19 protein-coding genes and 1 pseudogene are annotated in these 21761 nt (G+C 35.4%); 2 read left to right on the top strand and 18 right to left on the bottom strand.

Annotation, left to right across the window (positions count from 1 at the left end):
• Nucleotides 1-28: 28 nt before the first annotated feature.
• From HORE_RS02460 to HORE_RS02395, 14 genes are all read right to left on the bottom strand, one after another.
• Nucleotides 29-1072: an ADP-ribosylglycohydrolase family protein gene (locus HORE_RS02460; RefSeq protein WP_012635409.1), complete on the bottom strand. Its 1044-nt coding sequence runs from the start codon at nt 1070-1072 to the stop codon at nt 29-31.
• A complete protein-coding gene (locus tag HORE_RS02455; protein ID WP_012635408.1) occupies nt 1069-2058 on the bottom strand; it encodes an ADP-ribosylglycohydrolase family protein in 990 nt (329 codons plus the stop codon). The genes HORE_RS02460 and HORE_RS02455 overlap by 4 nt, the downstream gene beginning before the upstream one ends.
• Before the next feature lie 18 nt (nt 2059-2076).
• A complete protein-coding gene (locus HORE_RS02450) occupies nt 2077-3372 on the bottom strand; it encodes an ABC transporter substrate-binding protein (protein WP_012635407.1) in 1296 nt (431 codons plus the stop codon).
• A 39-nt stretch (nt 3373-3411) separates the two neighbouring features.
• On the bottom strand, nt 3412-4245 hold the full coding sequence (locus HORE_RS02445; protein ID WP_012635406.1) for a carbohydrate ABC transporter permease: 834 nt from the start codon (nt 4243-4245) through the stop codon (nt 3412-3414).
• Between the two features lie 17 nt (nt 4246-4262).
• Entirely contained in the window at nt 4263-5147 is an 885-nt protein-coding gene (locus HORE_RS02440) for a carbohydrate ABC transporter permease (RefSeq protein ID WP_012635405.1), read from the bottom strand.
• Between the two features lie 16 nt (nt 5148-5163).
• Nucleotides 5164-6084, bottom strand: a complete 921-nt coding sequence (gene rbsK, locus HORE_RS02435) for a ribokinase (protein WP_012635404.1) — start codon at nt 6082-6084, stop codon at nt 5164-5166.
• 2 nt (nt 6085-6086) lie between these two features.
• Nucleotides 6087-7094, bottom strand: a complete 1008-nt coding sequence (locus HORE_RS02430) for a LacI family DNA-binding transcriptional regulator (RefSeq protein WP_012635403.1) — start codon at nt 7092-7094, stop codon at nt 6087-6089.
• A 323-nt stretch (nt 7095-7417) separates the two neighbouring features.
• The gene (locus tag HORE_RS02425) at nt 7418-7786 is read right to left on the bottom strand and encodes an HIT family protein (RefSeq protein ID WP_012635402.1); all 369 of its coding nucleotides are present in this window, start codon (nt 7784-7786) and stop codon (nt 7418-7420) included.
• An 18-nt stretch (nt 7787-7804) separates the two neighbouring features.
• The gene (locus tag HORE_RS02420; protein ID WP_012635401.1) at nt 7805-8881 is read right to left on the bottom strand and encodes a hypothetical protein; all 1077 of its coding nucleotides are present in this window, start codon (nt 8879-8881) and stop codon (nt 7805-7807) included.
• A gap of 40 nt (nt 8882-8921) precedes the next feature.
• Nucleotides 8922-9362, bottom strand: a complete 441-nt coding sequence (locus tag HORE_RS02415; RefSeq protein ID WP_012635400.1) for a hypothetical protein — start codon at nt 9360-9362, stop codon at nt 8922-8924.
• A gap of 13 nt (nt 9363-9375) precedes the next feature.
• Nucleotides 9376-10071 carry a hypothetical protein gene (locus HORE_RS02410; RefSeq protein ID WP_012635399.1) on the bottom strand — a complete coding sequence of 232 codons (696 nt, stop codon included), beginning with the start codon at nt 10069-10071 and terminating at the stop codon, nt 9376-9378.
• A complete protein-coding gene (locus HORE_RS02405) occupies nt 10058-10951 on the bottom strand; it encodes an ATP-binding cassette domain-containing protein (protein WP_012635398.1) in 894 nt (297 codons plus the stop codon). The genes HORE_RS02410 and HORE_RS02405 overlap by 14 nt, the downstream gene beginning before the upstream one ends.
• Nucleotides 10941-11324: a GntR family transcriptional regulator gene (locus tag HORE_RS02400; RefSeq protein WP_012635397.1), complete on the bottom strand. Its 384-nt coding sequence runs from the start codon at nt 11322-11324 to the stop codon at nt 10941-10943. The genes HORE_RS02405 and HORE_RS02400 overlap by 11 nt, the downstream gene beginning before the upstream one ends.
• 306 nt (nt 11325-11630) lie before the next feature.
• The gene (locus HORE_RS02395; RefSeq protein WP_012635396.1) at nt 11631-12461 is read right to left on the bottom strand and encodes a thermonuclease family protein; all 831 of its coding nucleotides are present in this window, start codon (nt 12459-12461) and stop codon (nt 11631-11633) included.
• 112 nt (nt 12462-12573) lie between these two features.
• On the opposite strand from HORE_RS02395, the pseudogene HORE_RS12655 reads away from it, so the two are divergent.
• Nucleotides 12574-13808 (top strand): annotated as a pseudogene (locus tag HORE_RS12655) (IS3 family transposase).
• Here the strand turns inward: HORE_RS12655 and HORE_RS02380 are convergent.
• From HORE_RS02380 to HORE_RS02365, 4 genes are read right to left on the bottom strand one after another with little or no spacing between them, the layout of a single operon-like run.
• Nucleotides 13797-14522, bottom strand: coding sequence for a M48 family metallopeptidase (locus tag HORE_RS02380; protein WP_012635393.1), 726 nt, complete (start codon nt 14520-14522; stop codon nt 13797-13799). The pseudogene HORE_RS12655 and the gene HORE_RS02380 sit on opposite strands and share 12 nt — an antisense overlap.
• Nucleotides 14523-14533: 11 nt before the next feature.
• The gene (locus HORE_RS02375; protein WP_012635392.1) at nt 14534-17566 is read right to left on the bottom strand and encodes a type I restriction endonuclease subunit R; all 3033 of its coding nucleotides are present in this window, start codon (nt 17564-17566) and stop codon (nt 14534-14536) included.
• Nucleotides 17567-17569: 3 nt separating this feature from the next.
• On the bottom strand, nt 17570-18841 hold the full coding sequence (locus tag HORE_RS12300) for a restriction endonuclease subunit S (RefSeq protein ID WP_050748591.1): 1272 nt from the start codon (nt 18839-18841) through the stop codon (nt 17570-17572).
• Nucleotides 18831-20318, bottom strand: coding sequence for a class I SAM-dependent DNA methyltransferase (locus HORE_RS02365; RefSeq protein ID WP_012635390.1), 1488 nt, complete (start codon nt 20316-20318; stop codon nt 18831-18833). The genes HORE_RS12300 and HORE_RS02365 overlap by 11 nt, the downstream gene beginning before the upstream one ends.
• Before the next feature lie 493 nt (nt 20319-20811).
• On the opposite strand from HORE_RS02365, the gene HORE_RS02360 reads away from it, so the two are divergent.
• Complete coding sequence (locus tag HORE_RS02360) at nt 20812-21732, top strand: DNA adenine methylase (protein ID WP_012635389.1); 921 nt, start codon at nt 20812-20814, stop codon at nt 21730-21732.
• Nucleotides 21733-21761: the final 29 nt, after the last annotated feature.

Genomic DNA, 21761 nt, shown 5'->3' with positions numbered 1-21761 from the left:
CTCCTTACTTATTATACAATTATACATATTAATCCATCGATTTAACTATCTCAATTAAATCATTAATGATTTCAATATAATCAGTATCTTTTAATGAAGGAATACATATACCTCGCAATTTATTAATACTGTTTAACCAGCTATCCGGTATATTTTCCCCTCCAGCAAGACCGGTTGATAAGGCTCCTACTAAAGCAGGAACAGAATCAGCAGTCCGGGCTATACAGTTTGCTGCCATAATTCCCTTAATGTAATCTTCTTTGCTTTTACTATAAATTGCAAGGGTTAAAGCCAGGGTTTCAGGTGCTGCCGTACCATAACTATAAATGCTACCGGTTACCCTGTCAGCGAGCAAAGGAATAGCAGCAAAAATAGACCTTCTTCTGACAAGACTAAGGGCCTCTGTAACTTTTCGCCTAATCCAGCTCTTTCTGGGTAATAAGCTAAGTGCTTCATTTAATACCTCATCACAGGAACCACCGGCAGCTACAACAGCAGTAGCAGCTGCCATTGCCCGGGCTGCCCACAGTCCATCTTCAGAATTGGTGACTTCAGCATCAACAACAGTTTTTTCTGCAGCTAATTCAGGCTTACCGGCAAAGGCAATACCAAATGGTATTGACCTGACACAGGCAGCATCATCAAAAAAATGAGGGTTGTCATGGCCAGATACTGGTGGATATTTACCTCTTTCAATATTAGTTAATGCCCCCATCACGCTCATACTCCCCTTAACCATGTCCTTATTCTCCATTAAATTCTTCCATTTATTTATAACAAAACCCCGGTCGCACTTCCCCTCACTCTCTATTATCATTTTTGCAGTAAAAGATACCCATTCTGTATCATCACCCGGTGAAATTTCGAATTTTTGTGGCGGCCGGTTTAATGAAAATGGTACTGATGGACGAATAATATTATATTTTTCAGCTTCATCCTCTATTTCCCGACGAAGTCTTCTGGTCCAGCCGGGTAAAAGGTGGGACCGCTGAAACATAGCCGGCCAACCAACAGCATCTCCTATTGCCAGTCCCATCATTATTCCTTTAGCATTTTTTTCTATCAATTTCATAAAGCGGCCCCCCATTTATCACCCAGTTCAGACAGTTTTAAAGCAATATCATCTATTACCATTCCTTCTACTGTATGAATGCACCTACCTTCACTCGGTTTAATTACCCCTTGCCATTTTTGGGGTATTACATCTATGCCATTATAGGCACCGGCAATAGCCCCGGCAATGGCAGCATTAGTATCGGTATCCCTCCCGATATTAACCCCGCCTACTACAGAATCAACAAAATTAAAATCAGCTACAGTCAGGATGCCATACGTTAAACCTAAAGCCTCTGGTGCTAAATCAGCCCAGGGGTAACAATCAAAAACGGTCTCTTTATACAGTGGTTCAAGAACTTCCCAGATATTTGAATACTTTTGACCAATATTAATTCCACGGCAGACAGCCCTGTACGTCCATGAGTCAGAAGGTATCATATTTAAAGAAGTATTAAATATTATTTCCTTATCCTTTTCTGTCATTGCCAGAGAAATGGTTGCTGCAACCAGCATTCCGGCATATATACCTTCCCCGGCATGACTAACTTCCCCATCCATCCTGGCCAAACGGGCAGCCAGTTCAGGATCACCTGCGGCAACAATACCGAAGGGTGCCACCCTCATGGCCAGTCCATCACTCCAGCTATGAATGTGTTTACCTGAATCAGGTGGGCGAAGCCCATTTCTTAAATTCTCTATTGTTGCCATCTCACTGAATCCAGCGCCCTTAAATCCCCCGTGCTGGGAAGCTATTTCCTTAACCCAGGCATCTGTAATTTTATCAGTATCAAGATGTTCACCATAATCCAGAAGTAACCTTGCATTAAATAAAGCATACTCTGTATCATCACTAACAGCTGGAGTATCGTCTAAAAAGTCTGTAATCCTTCCCCATTTTTCCTTTATCTCATTACATGTTTTTCCTTCAGTCGGCTGGCCGAGGGCATCACCCACGGCCAGACCAACCAAAGCTCCCAGAGCTTTGTCTTTTTTTACTGTCATAGATTATTTCAATCTCCTTTATTTATAACGTTGCAGGATCCTGTTTCCTTCTCTCTCTAGCCTTTTAGCAGCATCTTCTAATGATATTTTATCTTTTAAGTATAGCTGAATAACTGGATTACCAACCCTGTTTTTCCATTCAGGAAATCCTGGTATATTTTGCCAGGGACCTGCTTCAAGACACTTAGCTGAATTCATGGCAACCTTCCAGCCATTTTCATCGGTCTGGAACATAGGTAAATTCATAGTTGATTTTCTGGTAGGAAGCATCCAGTCTCCTTTTGCCAGTCTTGCCATATTCCTGGTGTTCAAGAAAAATTCAATAAATTCCATGGCTTCTTTTTTATATTTAGATGCAGATGGAATACTTAAAGTCTGGGTACCAACACCCTGGGCCTGAGTTTTGGCCTTAATTGGGGGAATTACTCCCCATTCAAAATTTTCAGGGGCATTAACAACAACCTGCTGCCTGGCCCAGACACCAACACTGGGTACCATTGCATATTTACCGGCAAGAAAACCAGGAATCATACTACTACCTGATTGACCTATACCTGATAGAGGAGCTGTTTTATCTTCATAGAGCATAGCATAAAACTGTTTTAACAATTTCTTTTCTGCTTCCCCTACCTCAACATGATATTCACCATTTTCCTTTTTAAAGAACTTTCCACCAAAGCCCACAGATAATCTGAGCATTTTTTTAGCCGGACTTTTTAAACCTAAACCAACACCCCATTGATCAATTTCACCGTCATTATCAGTATCTTTGGTCAGCTTTTTAGCAGCTTCTCTTAAGTCTTCCCAGGTCCATGGATTATCAATAGTTGGTGGAGTAATCCCGGCTTCTTTAAACAGGGCTTTGTTATATAATGTAATCTGAGATTCCCACAGGAATGGTACACCATAGATTTTACCATTTTCAAGCTGGGTAGTCTTCCAGGCTTCATCAAGTATGTCATTCTTTAAATCTTCAGACATTAATGAATTAAGTTCTGCCAGATACCCCTTTTGGGCAAAACCCACTATCGCAGCAGATTCATAGTGAAAAACATCAGGTACAGAACCTGTTTCAAAAGCAGTAATCATATAATCATGGATTGAACCCCATGTCCCCTGAATATATTTTACCTGTACATCAGGGTGAGTTCTATTCCACTCAGCTACAATTTCTTTATTAGCCTCAATAGATTGCTTTTGCCAGGCCAGACTAACAAACTTAATTTCAATTGGTTCTTTTGCCATAACCAACCCTGTCGCAGCTACCCCTGCCAATAAACTAACCACCATTAACAAAAGTAATAGTTTTTTCACAGTTAATTTGTCCCCCTTTTTCTAATATTATAAATTTATTTAATACTTAACTGCACCACTTGTTAGTCCAGAAACCAGCCACTTCTGTAAAAAACCAAAAAGAATCAAGGCCGGGATTGTGGCGACAAATGATGCAGCAGCCAGAGGCCCGAGACGAACAATCCCCTCCATACCAGTAAAACGTGCCAGTTTTACCGGTAGAGTCAGAAGTTCAGGAGATTTCAACAAAACAAGTGCAAAGAAAAATTCATTCCAGGCTGAAATAAAAGCAAATATAGATGTAGCAGCAATTCCCGGAAGTAGTAGGGGCATAACAACTTTAAAAAGAATCTGTGATCTAGTCGCCCCATCAACAGCAGCTGCCTCTTCAAGTTCTATAGGAATACCCTGTACATATCCTTTTAACATCATAAGGACAAAGGGTAGTGTCCAGACAACATATAAAATGGTTAAACCTATATGTGAATCTATTAAACCTATATTCATTAAAACGACAAACAGAGGAATCATTACTAATATAGCAGGAAATAACTGAGATACCATAACCCAGGCTATAACACCTTTATTGACTTTTGTCTTATATCGACCCAGGGCATATGCTGCAGGAATAGATATTAATATAACCCCAATTGTAGCTAGAATCCCCACTTTAGCACTATTAAAAATACTTTCAATAATCCGTTGTTCGGTAAAAGCATTAATGTAATGCTGAAAGGTTATATTTTCTGGCCAGAGCTTCGGAACAAGGGATCTTATTTCTGATGTTGGTTTTAAAGAAATTGAAACCATCCAGAAAAGTGGAAATGCTAAAAATATTAAATAACATAATAATATCAAATTCTTCCCAATTTTTTTAATAATATTTAGATTCATATTGTTTCACCCCCTTATTAAACTTCCTTACTCATTCTTCTTTTGAGATACATAAACATCAGTACTGCTACTACAAGTACCATTACGTTTCCCAGAGCTGCAGCATAACCAACATTACCATACCTGAATCCTTCTTCATAGGCCAACAGGGTTGGAATCCTGGTCATACCCGCTGGGCCTCCCTGGGTAAGTACATAAACCAATCCAAATGAATTAAAATTCCAAATAAATCTCAGAATTGTTATTGCTGTCATAACTGGGCTTAACAGTGGTAAGGTTATATACCGAAATGTATGCCAGCCATTTGCCCCATCAAGACACGCTGCTTCATAATAATCATCTGAAATTGATTGTAAACCAGCAAGTAAGGTAATGGCTGCCTGTGGTAAACCTCCCCAGATACCAACAATAATTACAGCCGGAATTACATAATCAAAACTAAAAAGAAAATCTATAGGCTGGTCAATTATATTTAATTTCATTAAAAAATAATTTATAGCTCCAGTATCAGGGTGATACATGAATTTCCACATAATACCCCTGATAACCGGCGGCATTGCCCAGGGAATAAGTATAAGTACCCGGGCCCAGGACCTGAACAACACATCCCCGTTTAAAAGCATGGCCAGACCTAACCCCAGTAATATCTGCCCGGCTGTTACGGCTATTGTCCAGACAAAACCTATTTTAAAAGACTGCCAGAAATATGTATCAGTCAACATATATTTGTAATTTTCAAAACCATTAAAACTTACATCTGACCCCAGCACATAATCAGTAAACCCCAGATAAATTCCCCTGAGTAATGGGATTAAGGAAAATAATATGACTGGAATTAGTGCTGGTAAAAGTAGTTTTAGCTGTTCCAATTTTTTTTGTCCTACAGTTCTACTTTCATACACCGTTTTGACACCTCACCTATATATTTTTTTTTATATGTTTCGCAAATTTCATAACTTCTTGATATGTAGGAAGTGAGCTCTGGGCTCCCAGTTTTGTTACAGAGTTAGCAGCAACCAGGTTACTAAATTTAATTGTTTTTTCCAGTGACCATCCCTGGCTTAGACCATAAGCTAATGATCCAGCAAAGGCATCACCGGCAGCAGTTGTATCTACCGCTTTAACATGGTAGCTTTCATATGTTGCAACCTTATCTTCATAATAATGGGAAACCCCGTTCTTCCCTTTTGTTACAATTACATTATTTGTGCCAAGTTTCAGGAGGTGCTTTGCTTTCTCTTCTTCAATTTGACATCCATTTTTTACTAACTCATCCAATTCAATTTCATTTGGTAGTATATAATCTATAAGAGGAAAAATTTTTTCCGGGAGCCCCTGTACAGGTGATGGATCAAGAATAACTTTCATCTGATATTTTTTAGCCAATTCAACAGCCTTAATAACTGATTCCAGGGGAATCTCCATTTGAATCAAAAGAATTGATGCTTTTTTAAATCTATCTTCCATTTTCATTACAACATCAGGTGTAACATATTCATTGGCCCCTTTAACATAGATAATCCTGTTAGACCCCTCTTTTTCTATCGTGATCATGGCAATACCTGTGTTTTTTTCAACCCTGAGAATGTCGTCTACAATAACTCCACCATTTTTCAAATTATTTAAAAGTGTTGTACCATACTCATCCTTCCCACAGGAACCAATAAACCTTACTTGACCACCCAGCTTACCAGCAGTTAAAGCCTGATTAGCACCCTTACCTCCAGGTACCTGTTTAAAATTTTCTCCCGGTACTGTTTCACCTTTACGTGGGTATTTTTCAGTTTGGACAATTAAATCCATGTTTAAACTACCTATTACAAGAATCTCCTTTGTCATTATTAACCAACTCCCCCTGTAGAACCCCTGACTACAAGTTCCGTATTTAATAGAATGTTTTGGTTATTATCCTGGTCTGAACCCTCAATTTCCTGAATTAGTAACCTGGCAGCGTGTTTGCCCATTTCATATTTAGGTTGAGCCATAGTTGTCAATTCAGGATTTACCAGAGAAGCAAGTTCAATATCATCATGTCCAATTATGGAAATATCCTCAGGTATATTTAATTTGGATTCAAATACTGCTTTATAGGCACCAATTGCCATTAAATCATTGGCAATAAAAATACCGGTTGGTCTATTCTTTAAATTTAAGATTCTTTTCATATTTTTATAACCGCTTTCTTTACTATAATCACCCTCTATAATCCATTCCTGACTTATATGTATACCTCGCTCATGCATAGCCTTTTTATAACCGTTAAGACGATCCTGACCGGTTTTAGTATCCAGGTTACCGGTAATATGAGCAATATATTTATGACCCAGGTTAATCAAATGTTTAGTAGCGTTATAAGCTGAAATTAAATTATCAATTGTAACTGTTGGGTAATTGGCATCAGGAACTTTCCTATCAATCTGTACAATGGGACAACCCTGCTTTTTTATTCTATCCAGTTCATCTCTGTTATTCATAGAAAGAGATAAAATAATTCCATCCACCCTTTTATTTAACAATAATTCAACAGCCTTTTTTTCCTCCTCTTTCTTGTTATCTGTATTACAATAAATAACAGAGTAACCATACTCTTTTGCCTTATCTTCAATACCTCTGGCAACTTCAGGAAAAAATGGGTTTCTTATATCAGGGATAATTAGTCCAATTGTATGTGTCCTATTTAGTACCAGTCCCCTGGCTACTCCATTCGGATTATAGCCCAACTCATTGATTATTTTTAGAATTTTACTTTTAGTTTTCTCACTAACATCGGGTTTGTTATTTAAGACCCTGGACACAGTTGTCACGGATACATTAGCCTTTTTAGCTATATCCTTAATAGTAACAGGCATTACTTATACCTCCCAGACTATAAAACAACATATGTTAACGTTACCGACAACGTTACCGTTAACGTTTCCAATTACAAGTATAAAATATTTCGAAAAATTAGTCAATAACTATATTATCCGGTGAGATAAATATAAAATACGTATACTTTAAAATAATCATATTTTCTCGTTATTATATATATATTTGTTTTAAATATATAAAAATATTTAATTGAATTAATTATTATTATTTTTTTACTTCGATTATTATAATAAAGTATTATATAAATTAAGACCCGCAAGACAATTAACCCCCTGTCTCCGATAAGATCAGGGGGTTAATTTTAATATACCCTCTTTTCAGGTATTACCCCTCTAACCCCTCCAGTGGGGTCATCAATATCCCCTTTATACCTGGGGATTAAGTGGACATGGAGGTGCATGACCGTCTGGCCAGCATATTTCCCAACATTTATCCCGATATTGTATCCATCGGGGTTAAATTTCTCATCCAGTAAAGTTTTACACCTGTCGACCAGTTTAAAGATAGCCTGCCTCTCCCTTTCAGTTATATCAAAATAACTGGCTACATGTCTTTTGGGGATAATAAGGGCATGACCTTTATTAACGGGGTATTTATCATAAATGGCAAAAGCATATTCATTTTCTGCAATATAATCTTTGTGGCTTATGGCACAAAAAGGGCAATTCACGTGAAACCCCCTCTTTCTTTAATTTAATTTTGAAAGATAGTTTATGATTATATCTTCAAGAAAAACGTCATTTTTCATAACTTCTTTTTTCCAATCTAACTTTAGTTTATCCAGTAAACGTGCCTGGGCCATTCCACTTAAATAAAAACGAAAATCATCCCCCATACTTACTTCACCCAATTTCTTCAATCTTCCTATTTCCTGCTGCCAGTATGGTAAGCCTTTTTTATAATTTATCATTCCTGTTCCTCTGCCTTGACCGGCAGCAAGCTCATATGCTTTCATTTCAGCATATTTAGCAAGGCCTTCCAGCCATTCAATTCTTTTTTCTAATTCAATCAATTCCGGGGTAAGCTTCTGCCTTCTTTTTTCCCTGATCTTTATAAATTGAGAAAGACAGGCAACTATTTCCTTTTTATCACTGGATTCTAAAGCCCGGGCTAACATTTCTCCTTCTTTATTCCATAATTGAATAATACTTTCATCATGGTAGGGATATTTATTTATAACATTATATACATACCCAGCTTTCCTGAATTTCCCGGGAAACTGTTCAGCCTGGAAGGCGTGAAACATTTCATGAATAATAGCCGCAACATAAAAATCATCTGATAAAGTCGCCAACTGATATGGAAAAAGATTTTTTAATACCGGTGGGAGTTGACTCCTTATACCAAGATAATAACTTTTATTTGCTTTCTTAAGAGTCCCAAAACTACCGGCCCACTGGTCACCTATTTTTACGGCAAAGGCCTGTGGATTTTTCACCAAGTTACGGTAATAAGTAATTTCCTGGTCATTGTTTCTACTGACTGGTTTCCACAAGAGAGAAGGTTTTCCTTCTGTAAATATAAAATAATACCTGTCATTATACAATAAAACCGGTATATGTAAGTCACCAAAACCCGGCCAGACCTGATTCCCCAGGGTAGTCTGAACCCGATATATTTCCCTGACTCTACTTACTTCAATATCAGTCAGGTATGGTTCATCAAGAGGAGGCTTCAGTCTACTGGCCATGCGTTCATTTTGAAAGACAAGAAGCGATATTACTACTATAACAAACATTAATAAAATGATAAAAAACTTTTTCAAGTCATCACATCTCCTTTAATTAATCCTAATATAGCAAAATTCACCGGTTAGAGGTGGTATAATCCCTTTTCAGATATTCATGTCTAATTAACCTTTTATCATAATAGAATCTGAAATTTTCCCTGCTGTTTTTTACATCCCTCTCAATGGTACATTGATAAATACCTTTATTCAAGTTATAAACTCTGTTTATCAATTTATTACTACTTAATCGATATTTGTCAATTATACGCCCATCCTCCCCCGTTATTTTAAACTCAACATAACCTCCCCCAATCTTTGCATTATGCAATAAAATTACTTTAGAAGCTTTATCAACATGAAGTAAAAACTCTTCTATACCTGTCATCCTATCACTTTTTAGATTATTGTATGGCTTTAAACCTATCTCATAGACATTCATCTGGAAATAGTAGATACTTAAAACAAAGAAAACAAGCGACATGATAAAAATAAAATATTTATATATTCTTTTTGGCATCTTGAGCACCTCTTTAGTATTTATATTCAAAATTCTTTATCAGCCTGTAATTTAATAAGTAAAACAGGGTTATTAAGATAATCATTAATAAAATAAACATATTTAACTGCCAGCCAAAAATAACCAGAAGAACTATTGATTTAAAAAATATAAATAGGGTACCAAAGGCAAAAAAGATTACTGATAAGGCATATTGCCATCCGTATCTAACTCCGAGCAGGCTAATCAAGGTAATCAGACTGTTTATAAAATTCAGGGCTACATACAAAAGCAAAGCAATGACAAATATATCTCCAGGAGTGTTGGAAGTTAAATCCATCCCAAAGGCACTTACTGCATAGGAATCTGTAATGACCCTTCCAAAAACAATTACTTTTATAAATAAAATTAACAGGGTGAAAATAAAACTCCTTTTCAATCCAGTAAAGATTATGTTTTTGGCCACTACTTTCCGCGGACAATTTAAACTTACCAGAAATGGTAAAGAAGTTATAATATTGTTTATACCATAAATTATTAAATATACAAAACCAGAAATAAAAATACTAAAAAATAATTGACTTTTAAAATAAACTGTCGGTGTAGAAGCATCAAATACCACAACCAACCCATTTATCGTTAAATTAATGGTTAAAATCATAAGGACAATAAATAAAGCCGTTTTCTCAACCTCAAACAGGGCTTTCTTAATATTTTTATTGTTGCTCACTGATATGCCCCCCTTTTGACAGGTTAACAAATAACCTCTGAAGATCCAAAGAACTCCACTTAATGTTTCTGTTTTTATATTCATATAATTCTTTCTCTGTAAAATCATCAAGGACAGTATAATTTGCCAGTTTCCCTATAACCTGTTTATATAATATATTTTTGCCTTTTAAAATCTCCTCAACTACAGACTTCTCCCCTGAAATTAATCTGGCCTTTTTTCTAATTTCTTCCAGTTCTTCGTTTAACAATACCCTTCCCCGGTCAATTATTAAAACCCGTTCAAAAAGGTTTTCAAATTCGTTAATCAGGTGTGATGATATTATAATTGTTCTTTTGTACTGTTCATAATCAGCTATCAGTAATTCATAAAACAGTTCCCTGAAGACCGGATCAAGGCCAATATATGGCTCATCAAACATAGTCAGTGAAGCCCGGCTGGCCAGCCCGATAACTATACCGACTACTGTATGCATACCTTTTGATAACTTTATGTATTTTTTATCAGGATTGAGGTCAAATTTATTTATAAGTTCTTCACAGTAGTCATTATCCCAGTTTGGGTATATATAAGAGGCAAACTTTAAGATTTTATCTACAGTAAATGCCGCTACTCCTTTTATATTTATTGAATCCCTGGCCAGACAAATACTTCTGGTCAGTTCATCATTGCCTCTGATGGAAACATTCCCCTTTTGAATAATTCCCTCTGTAGGCTGAAGCTGGTTGGCCAGTAATTTTAATAAAGTAGTTTTGCCGGCACCATTCCTTCCTATAAGCCCATAAATTTTATTTTCTTCAATTTCCAATGATATATTGTTTATGGCTGTTGTATCCTCAAATTTTTTTGTAACCCCGTTTAATATCCAGTTACTCATCATCTACTCCCCCTCCTTCACAGGATTTAATCATATCAATTAACTCATCTTTACCAATTTCAAGCTTTTTTGCCTCCCTGATTATTTCAGGGATATATTCATTGAAGAAACTTGTTTTCCTTTTTGATTTAATTATCTCAACTGCCCCTTTTTTTACAAACATACCTACCCCTCTTTTCTTATAAAGAATTCCCTCATTAACCAGTAAGTTAAGACCCTTGCGGGCAGTTGCCGGATTCACATGCAGCAGGACAGAAAGTTCATTTGTCGAATAAACCTTCTCATCCTCCTCCAGGGTCCTCTCCAATATCTGATCCTCTATCATATTTGCAATCTGGATATAGATTGGTATGTTAGAATCATTCTTTAATTCCATCTTTATCACTCCCCGGAATACCGGACATTATGTATTTTTTCATACAAAACATATTTAGTTCATTACTTAAGTAACCAACTATGTATCTATTATATTCCTGTCCCTTATATTTGTCAATACAAAATAGTAAATATATTGGTTACAGAAAATAAAAAGACACATACCCTGTACTTTCCTGTAATACTTAGGACTTCAGGAAATTACAGAATATGTGTCAGATGTTACCATATACCAAGATTAAGGTTACTGGCATATTGTATTACCTTATAAAATAAAACCTTCTCTTTTACACAGGGTCACCTTACTCTATAAACAGTTTTTTATAACCATTATTTCTTCAGGACTATCCACAATAATCTCAGGTTTACCTTCATACTCCTTTACCTTTCCCATAACTTTAATACATTTGTTATCAAAGTATTCCTCCGGGTTAAAACCGAATTTATTTAAATCTTCACTAAAGATAACTACCCGGAATGTCCTCCAGTACTCCCTGTCAAAATTAAGGAAAAGGGCCTGACCAGAATTATAGGTGTCCACTATCTGTCCCCGGACAATAACTTCTTTACCTATATAGTTTTCTGCTTCCTCCCAACCAATAACTGGAAGGCTGGCCTCTTTTACTTTAAGCCGGGACCATATTCCAGCCCCCTCCCCCCTCGCCTTTTTAACGGTCTTTTTAAAAAGGGATAAATACTTTATATTCGGGGGAACGGTAATTAAATGGGCATAACCCTCTTCCAGTAAGCTGGCGTTAAAGAAAATACCATCGGTAAGAAAGACGTAGGCCAGTAGCCTGCCATACTTATCCCGCCTGTCCTGATCATACTCCAGGTAAACATACTTACCTTCCAGGTGTTTGCGGGCATATGCCAGGGCTTCCCGCCCGTAATACTCTGCTGTTCCCTCTTCATGATTAATTTCCGGGGTATCGACACCAATAAGCCTGACATTTTCACCATCGGCAGTTCTGAAGGTATCACCATCATAAACTCTGGTTACATAGACTTTCTCAAGCTTTTGGTCGTGGTTGATACCCGGTATCTGTATATAATGTTTTTTTATCACGTTACCCGCCATCAATAAAAATAATAAAGAGATTAAGGCCGTTATAATTGATGTTGTTTTTTTAAGCATAAGGTTACCCCACAAATAATTTAGATATAAAAAATTAAAAAATTGTTATATGACCTTCCCTCCATTTGTCGGACACAGGGTTTAGGTATAATTAACCCAGGAGGTGCCCATAATGGGAAGAAAAAAATATTCAGAAGAGTTCAAAAGAGAAGCTGTAGAACTTAGTTTTAGCTCAGATAAATCTTGTAAAGTTATAGCAAAAGAACTAGGTATCATTTATCATAATTTAATCAGACGGCGCAGGGAATACAAAAACAAAGGTGACTTAGCTTTCCCAGGCAATGGCAAAAAAAGTTATCCCCTGAACAGAAAGAAATTCAAAGGCTAAAAAAAGAATTAAGTGATATAAAAATAGAGCGTGATATATTAAAAAAAGCAGTGCGCATCTTCTTAAAGGAACCGAAATGATATATGGTTTCATCCGAGAACACAGTAATGAATTTGCTGTGGAGAATATGTATCAGGTTTTAAATGTATCCCGGTCAGGATATTACAGCTGGGTTAAAAAGAAAACCTGGCAAAAGAGAGTTAACAAATAAAAAGTTAAAGTTGAAGATAGCTGAAATATACTGGCAGACCAGGGGAAGGTATGGTAGCCCCCGGATACATAAACAGCTTAAAAAAGAGGGTTATCATTATAATATTAAGCGTATTGAACGACTAATGAGGGTAATGGGATTAAAAGCAATACAGAAAAGAAAGTTTAAAAGGACAACTAATTCTGACAATAATCTCCCTTTAAAAAATAATCTTCTCAAACGTAATTTTAGCGTTACCCAACCTGATAAAGTCTGGGTATCAGACATAACATATATTCCAACAAAAGAAGGCTGGCTTTATCTTTCAGTAGTGATTGACCTCTATTCTCGCAGGGTTGTTGGTTGGTCAATGGACAATCATATGACAAAAAGGTTAGTGATTGATGCATTGGAAATGGCCGTACTAAATCGTAATCCCTCCAGGGGATTAATTTTTCATTCTGACAGAGGTAGTCAGTATGCCAGCCATGATTTTCAAAAAACACTGTGGAAATACGGTATTATTTCATCAATGAGCCGCAAAGGTGATTGCTGGGACAATGCAGTAGCTGAAAGTTTTTTTGCAACACTAAAAACAGAATTGATTTTCCACAACAAGTTTGTAAGTCTATTTAACTCTAACATTTTCTCAAAAGTAAATCATTACTATCTGGCAAAATTCATATTTTTCCACTTCCACCTGCAATATTTATTGTCCACTACTGAGTGGAAATACCCGATAGTTACCTTTATAATTTCATATAAGTTGAATGGTAAACTTTCTCTTGCTGGTTTTTATTTTAAAAATAAAAATATACTAAAAATCTAATGCACGTCCATTAATTCTTAACCATTTCTGTTTCTCTCTATAATCCGTAATCACAGTTTCAACAAGCTCCCAGAAATTAACTGAATGATCGGGATGTATTAAATGAACCAGTTCATGAACAACAATATAATCTACAACTGACATGGGAGCCATAATAATTCTCCAGTTTATATTTATATTACCTTTACTGCTACAGCTTCCCCAGCGTTTTTTCTGCTCTTTAACAATTATATTATTTGGTTTTACTCCTATTCTATTTTGATAAATCCTGACTCTTTCATTAATTTTATCTTTCGCATGTTCTTTATACCATTTAATTAAAGCTTTTCTGATTTTATCTCTCTTTTCTTCCCTTTTGATAGAAGAAGATACATTGATCTCAAATTTTCCCTGGTATAATCTGACTTTAACGCTCTTTATTCCATCATCCTTAGTTACTTTTAATCGATATTTCCTGCCAAGATAGGGTAATTTTTCTCCGCTTAGAAATTCATAAGATGCAGGTTTAGGCTTAAATTCATTTATAAGCCTTAATTTTTCCATCAACCATCTGGCTTTCTTTTTTAACAGCTTCCTTATCCTATCATCTGAAAGCCTTTCAGGAGATCTAACGATAACTCCATCTTCGGGATCCACTATTAAACCAACAGTTTTACGATTGGTACGAACAATATTATATTTAATTACAGTATTACCTATCCTGACCTGTTGCACGTTACTCCCTCCTAAAGCATCATCATCAAAATATTTCGAGCAAGCTTTATAATTTTTGTAGTAAGACTGTCAAGTTTATTCCTAAATTCCTTATAACCTGCCAGAGAAAGTTTGATTTTTCTACGCATGTTCTTTAATACAATCTCCTTTTTATACCATTCAAATACAGCCATATCCTCCAGTTCGTTGATTAATGATTGAGCTAGATTTTTTACCTTTTCATTGATTTTTATATCAGTGCGTGATTGTTTGCCTGCATTATATTTTACCGGCGGGTCAGCCACTTCCTCTGTATAATATGGTTCTAACTCATCAACCAGAAGTTCATAAAGGGCAAACTCCTTCTCATTTAGCCCCAACCTCTCAGCCTTTGACCTAACATTTCTTATATCATTTATAATTTCTTTCATCTCTTCTATTTGTTCTGCAAAATCAAGCATACCCTGCTTTCTTCTTTCAATTAACTCCTCAAGCCTTTCTTTTAATGATTGATAATAGGCAGGATTTTCATCAATTTTTATACTAATTTCATTTCTAATGGCATGTTCCATTTCACTGGCCCTGGTTTCTTTATTTCTTATTTCATTAATGGTTTCTTCAAATTTTTCTTCGTCAAGAATGGATACAGGTTCACTTAAGATTTTAATGTCAGTGGCCATGATATGCTTATCAATTAATTTTTTAACTTTATCCCCTACTCCTTTAATATTCAGGTTTTTATCCCGGTAATGATTGCGTACTGCCTTATAAATTTTACCCAGCTTTTTCAAATCCTCACGATATGGGTCAGCAATGGGGTCAGGCATGATAATGTCCATACTGCGGGCAAAGGCTTTAAAGGCATTTTTAAACTTAATTCTTTGATCTTCCTCTTTAAAGGCAAGGATGCATTGATCCAGATTATCCATATTAACTCCATCAAAAAGCCTCATTACTCCCCTGTAATTTCTTTCCAGCCTGGGCTTTTCATCTTTAACTGGCGTAACAGCATTTTCGATATCCTTTTTATTAAAGATTTCCAGTGCTTCTTTCAAATGATCAAAAACTCCATAATAATCGACTACCAGACCAAAGTTTTTGTTATCATATCGCCTATTTACCCTGGCTATAGCCTGGAGTAAATTATATTCTTTTAAGGGTTTATCAAGATACATCACCTGTTCAACAGGAGCATCAAAGCCTGTCAGTAGCATATCACATACAATTAAAAACTTCAGACTATCATGATAATCTTTGAATCTTTTAATTAATTCTTTTCTTTCATCACCTGTTGTTATATATTTTTTTATTAATCCTTTATCAGTTCTATCTCCACTAATGATAACTGCAGACTCAGGACCATTCAAATTATCAAGTGTCTCCTTATATTTAGCTGCAGCTTCTCTACTAACAGTTACTATCTGGGCCTTAAAAGGGTAGATTTTGGATTCATAATGTTCAATAATATCAAGGCATATCTTTTCAATCCTTGAACTGGCCTCAGCAATATCTTTTTCTGTAGCATGTTTTTCTTTAATCTTCTGCTTTTCTTCATCAGTATAATCCTTAAAAATTCTATCAAACAACTTATCCAGATCCCGGCCTTCAACCCTTAAATCAGCCAGCCTGGCTTCATAGAAAATAGGTAAAGTAGCCCCATCTTCTACCGATTCTTCTATGGTATAGGTGTCAATATATGTACCAAAGGTCCTGATGGTACTCCTTGCTTTTTTATCTATTGGCGTACCTGTAAAACCAAGATAACAGGCATTGGGCAAAGCCCTCCTCATATTGGCTGCCAGATCCTTATACTGGGTACGATGAGCCTCATCCACCATCACAAAGATATTGGTATCTTCACTTAAGACCGGGTATTTGTCATTATCCCTTTCCTGAAACTTCTGAACTGTAGTCATAATGGTCTTGCCTGCATCAAGTCTGAGTTTTTCTTTTAAATCCTTTACACTTTTAGCCCTGATGGGATTGGGAAAACCACATTTTTTAAAAGTTCCTGTAATCTGTTCATCGAGATCCCTTCTGTCAGTCACAATTAATAGAGTAGGATTCTCCAGTTCTTTCATTCGCCTTAACTTCAGAGCTAAAAAGAGCATGGTTAAGGACTTGCCCGAACCCTGGGTATGCCAGACTGTACCGCTTCTCTCTGTTAATTTTCTGGCATTTTTGATCCTCTCAACAGCTTTACAGACAGCTCTGTATTGCTGATATCTGGCCAGTTTTTTAACTATTCCATTACCTTCCCGCTCAAAAACAATGAAGTTCTGTATTAAGTCCAAGAGGCGTTCCTTCTTAAACATGGAGTATAACAGAATATCCTGCATTGTAGGTTCTTCTCCTACAAGTTTTGTTATATTATCTATGGTACTGGGATAGGGGTCCTTCCAGGCTTTAAACTGCCTGGCAGGGGCACCGATGGTACTGGCTGAAGCAGAATCCTTCCAGGCTGCCACCAGTACCTGGTTGGTATAAAATAACTGTTCGGCACCTTCTTCAAGGTCATATTCCCTGATATTCTGATATCTTCTCAACTGTTCGATGGCTTTTTCTTCTGGTTCGTCAATTGTATCAACCTTGCACTCTATAACCCCAATCGGAATACCGTTGATAAAGACAACTATATCAGGAATAATATTTTCTCTTCCTTTTACCTTATACTGGTTCATCACCAGAAACTCGTTATTATCCGGATCTTCAAAATCTATATATTTAACCGTCTGATTTTTCTTGCCCTGGCCCAGGTCCTGCAGTACAGAAACATGTTTAACTAACCTTTCATATATAATTTCATTGGCTTCCAGCAAATTGGTAGCCTTAATCCGTGCAGGACGAATCATATTGACAGCTTTATTCAGGTTGTTTTCGGAAATCCAGGGGTTAATTCTCTTGATTCCCTTTTTTAAATTATCCAGTAACAAAACTTCGTGTTCTGAATTCCTTGCAGGGCGTTCCATGGTCTTGTTAATATCGAAAACCTTGTAACCTAACCTTTCAAATAAGTTGAGTGCCCTTTTTTCAACCCGATGGTATTCGTCCCAGTTTTTGGTCAAGGTCTACACCTCCTCATCTTCTACCTTAACCCTTACTTCACCTGTCAACAACTTCTGCATTAAGCCCTTCTTTAACTCCTCCAACTTTTCTCTGTATTCCTGCTCTTTCTGAATTTTTTCATCTACTGATGATAGGATAGACGCTATTTTCTTTTGTTCTTGGAGTGGTGGTAAAGGTATAATTAAATTCTTTATTACTCGCCAAGATGTTCTTGGTAAATTGGTCCCTTCCATAGTAGAAACTGCAAAATCAACAAACATTTTAGAATGAACTAAATAAATTAAATAATTATTAACAGATTTTTTAGTTGCATATATTGGAATTATGTCCGTAGAACAAATGCCATCAAAATCTGTAATGGCAGCTTTTTTTAAATAAGGACGAAGTTTTCCATAAAGAATATCTCCTGACTTAAATAACCTTTTACTACTTTTATTATTACCATTCCTATCATAGCCAAGTAAATTGATTTCGCCTGTTCCTAAATGTTCTAAACCCACATATTTATATTCTTTTTCTACATTTGCCTTCTCATTTCTTTTTTTAAATACTTCTCCAAATTTAATTAAAGTCCATACTACAGGAATCTTTATTTTCTTTGTTCCTATCCTTACTTCCTTAAACTCACTATGCCCAATCCCTTTTGTCAGCAATTGTTGCATTAATCCCTTTTTCAATTCCTTGCTTTTTTCAATTATTTCATCTGTTTTTTCGATTGCTTTATCTACGGTGGACAAAATTGCAGCTATTTTTTTCTGTTCTGGGAGAGGTGGAGATAATACAGGAGTATTATTAACAATTTGTTTTGTTAAATTGGCTTGAGTTGTAGCTTTAACTAATGATTTAAAATAAGGTTTTAAGCAACCTAAAGAAAAATAATATAGATAATCCAAATTTACTTCTTCAGATGGAATAATCCCTAATATTGCTTGATTAGTAGCTAATTCAACTTTATTAATAGACACTTTTCCATAACTCCCATACATTGATAACAACAAAGATTTTTTTGGTACTATCCAAGCAGAAGAGTTTTTTAAACCATCTTCTGTAATTGTGCTTTTTGTATTATAGATGTATTTACCATTTTTTGTCATATCTTCAATTTTTACAAATAATATTTCCCCACCATAGTACTCTTTTTTATCTGCTTTGGGTGTGCCACCTGCTTTAATATATTTGGAAATCAAACCAAAATTTCTAAACTCCCATTCTTTTGGAATATGATATTTTTTGGGTCCTATTCTTACTTCCTTATACCCGTCCTTAATCATCATATCCCAACTCTCTCAAATATCCATTCATTTCTTCTTCAATTTCCTTCCGTTCCTCTTCAAGCTTATTTAAATTATCAATAACCTCTTGCACATCAATGGGTTCTTCAGGTTCTGTAGTATCTACATATCTGGGGACATTCAGGTTATAATCATTTCGTTCAATCTCTTCCATATCGACTACCCTGCAATACCTTTCAATATCTTCAAAGTTTTTGTAAGCATTTAATATTTTTTCAATATCTTTCTCTCTCAGGTAGTTTTGATTACTTCCTTCCTTGTAATCTTCTTCAGCATATATGAAAATTACCTTATTTTTTCTCTCAACAGTCTTATCCTTATTTAATATCAAAATACATCCAGGAGATGATGTATTATAGAATAAGTTTGAAGGTAAAGCAATAACAGCTTCAATCAAATCATGCTTTAGAACTTTCTTTCTAATTTTACCTTCTGACCTGCCTCTAAATAACACACCATTATCTAATACTACACCAATTTTACCCTTTTTGTTGGCACTTGCAAGCATATGCTGAATCCAGACCCAGTCTGCAGAATTTTTAGGAGGAAAACCATAGCTAAACCTGCCAAAAGGCTCAGTCTCTTGCAGATATTTTTTGCTCCATGAGCTCTGATTCCACATGGGATTGGCAATAACTCTATCAAACTGGTCTAACTTACCGTTATCAAGAAACTGTGGGTCGCGCATGGTATCTCCCTTGGCTATTTTAGCATCATAAAGCCCATGCAGGAGCATGTTCATTTTACAGATAGCCCAGGTGTTTAAATTTCTTTCCTGACCGTACAGTGATATTTCAGATATATCATTGCCTTCTTCTATTAAATGTTCAGCGGAATAGATTAACATACCCCCAGAACCACAACAGGGGTCATAAACACTCATCCCTGGTCGAGGATCCAGGATTTCCACGAGCAATTTGACTACCTGTCGGGGAGTATAAAATTCTCCCCCTTTTTTACCAGCATCATCTGCAAATTGACGAATCAAATATTCATATGCCCTTCCAAGAATATCAGGATCTTCAAGATCTCTATTTTTCAAACTGTACTTAGAAAAATGCTGTATTAACTCTTCAAGTACATGGTCAGGTAATCTCTCTTTATCATTAAAGTCTATCGGAGCTAAAACACCCTCCAGCATTTTATTGTGTTCTTCTAAGACTTCGAATGCCTTGTTAATATGAGAACCTATATCCTGTGTAACCTTACTAATATGCTCCCATCTGGCTCTTTTTGGTACAAAAAAGTCATGAAAATCAGGGTCATCAATAAAAGCTTCTTTCCCTTCAGCTTTCATCTTTTCACATTCTTCATCAAATACATCACTTATTCTTTTTAAAAATAACATACCAAAGATATAATTTTTATAATCAGAAGAATCAATGCTTCCCCTCAAAATGTTTGCTGATTCCCAGAGATGAGATTCCAGTTTATCAAGTGTTAGTGTTTCCTGTGACATTTTTCTCCCTCCCATAAATGCTTACATATAAAGCAATTTAGTCCTGACCACATTTTTGTAAATTAAACATGCTAATATTTGTATATTTAATATATTAATTCTGGAAATATGTAAAAAAATCCTGCTATATATGGATTAATCCACGTTAAATTATATCAAAAAAAGGGCAACAGCTTAATGTCACAGAACATCAGTTTTTTAAGTTTACTTCTGTCAATTTTTTAAAAAAATACTCCCCCACAATGGGAAGTATATTTAAAAGCTTATTTAAATTCATATTTAAATATTTTATGTTATTTTCCTTCTAACATAGTGCTTGATAACTACCAAAAATCTTGCCTTTTTTGTATACTATAAGTTAGCACTATATGGAAATATATGTTAATACAAACAATTGTTCTGATTTTTTGAGTAAGTTTTGAAGGATATTATAATATTATATTGAATATAACTTATAAGGTTATTTTGGATGATACTCAGGAGGTATATAATAATGAACTTACCATGTGAGGCAAATACAACCCGGAAAACAACAAAATATGCAAAGCCATTTGTAAAATGGGCCGGAGGAAAAAGACAACTTATTCCTGATTTATTTAATTCATTACCTGATAATATTGAAAGATACTTTGAGCCCTTTGTAGGTGCCGGAGCTCTTTTTTTTGAATTAGCAAATAACAATGTAATATCCGGAAGAAAAAGTATTATAGTAGACCTTAATGATGATCTGATAAATGCATATAAAGTTATAAAAAATTCTGTTGAATCTCTTATTAATGAATTAAAAAAACATGAAAAAAATAATAATGAAATATATTATTATAAAGTTAGAGGACTATGGACGCGAAAGGCCAGAGAGTTAGGTCTATCCAGGAAAGAACTATGGAGTGTAAATGAGCTTAACAATATCCAGAAAGCAGCCAGATTTATATATCTTAATAAAACCTGCTACAATGGTTTATACCGTTTGAATAATAAAGGTCAATTTAATGTACCTTATGGTAATTATAAAAATCCCAGGATATGTGATGAAGATAATCTAAGGACTGTTAGCCAATTATTACAAAACGTTACAATAATTAAAAACGATTTTGAAATAATAAAAGATAAGTATAGATTTACACCGGCCGATTTTGTTTACTTTGATCCTCCCTATGTACCCTTGTCAGATACTTCTAATTTTACTTCTTATACAAAAAATGGGTTTACTAAAGAAGATCAGGAAAGGTTATACGAATTATTCAATTATATCGATATGCAGGGTGGGAAATGCATGTTAAGCAATTCAAACTCTCCATTGATAAAAAAACTATATTCAAAATTCAATATTAAAGAAGTTAAAGCAATTAGAGCTATAAATTGTATTGGAAACAAACGGGGAGCAATAAAAGAATTAATAATAACTAACTATTAATTAAAGCAAGGGTATATGCCCTTGCTTTT

The sequence above is a fragment of the Halothermothrix orenii H 168 genome (assembly GCF_000020485.1).
Taxonomy (GTDB): Bacteria; Bacillota; Halanaerobiia; order Halanaerobiales; family Halothermotrichaceae; genus Halothermothrix; species Halothermothrix orenii.
The sequence above is the reverse complement of the archived record's forward strand: the minus strand, read 5'-3'. Positions and strand labels throughout refer to the sequence as shown.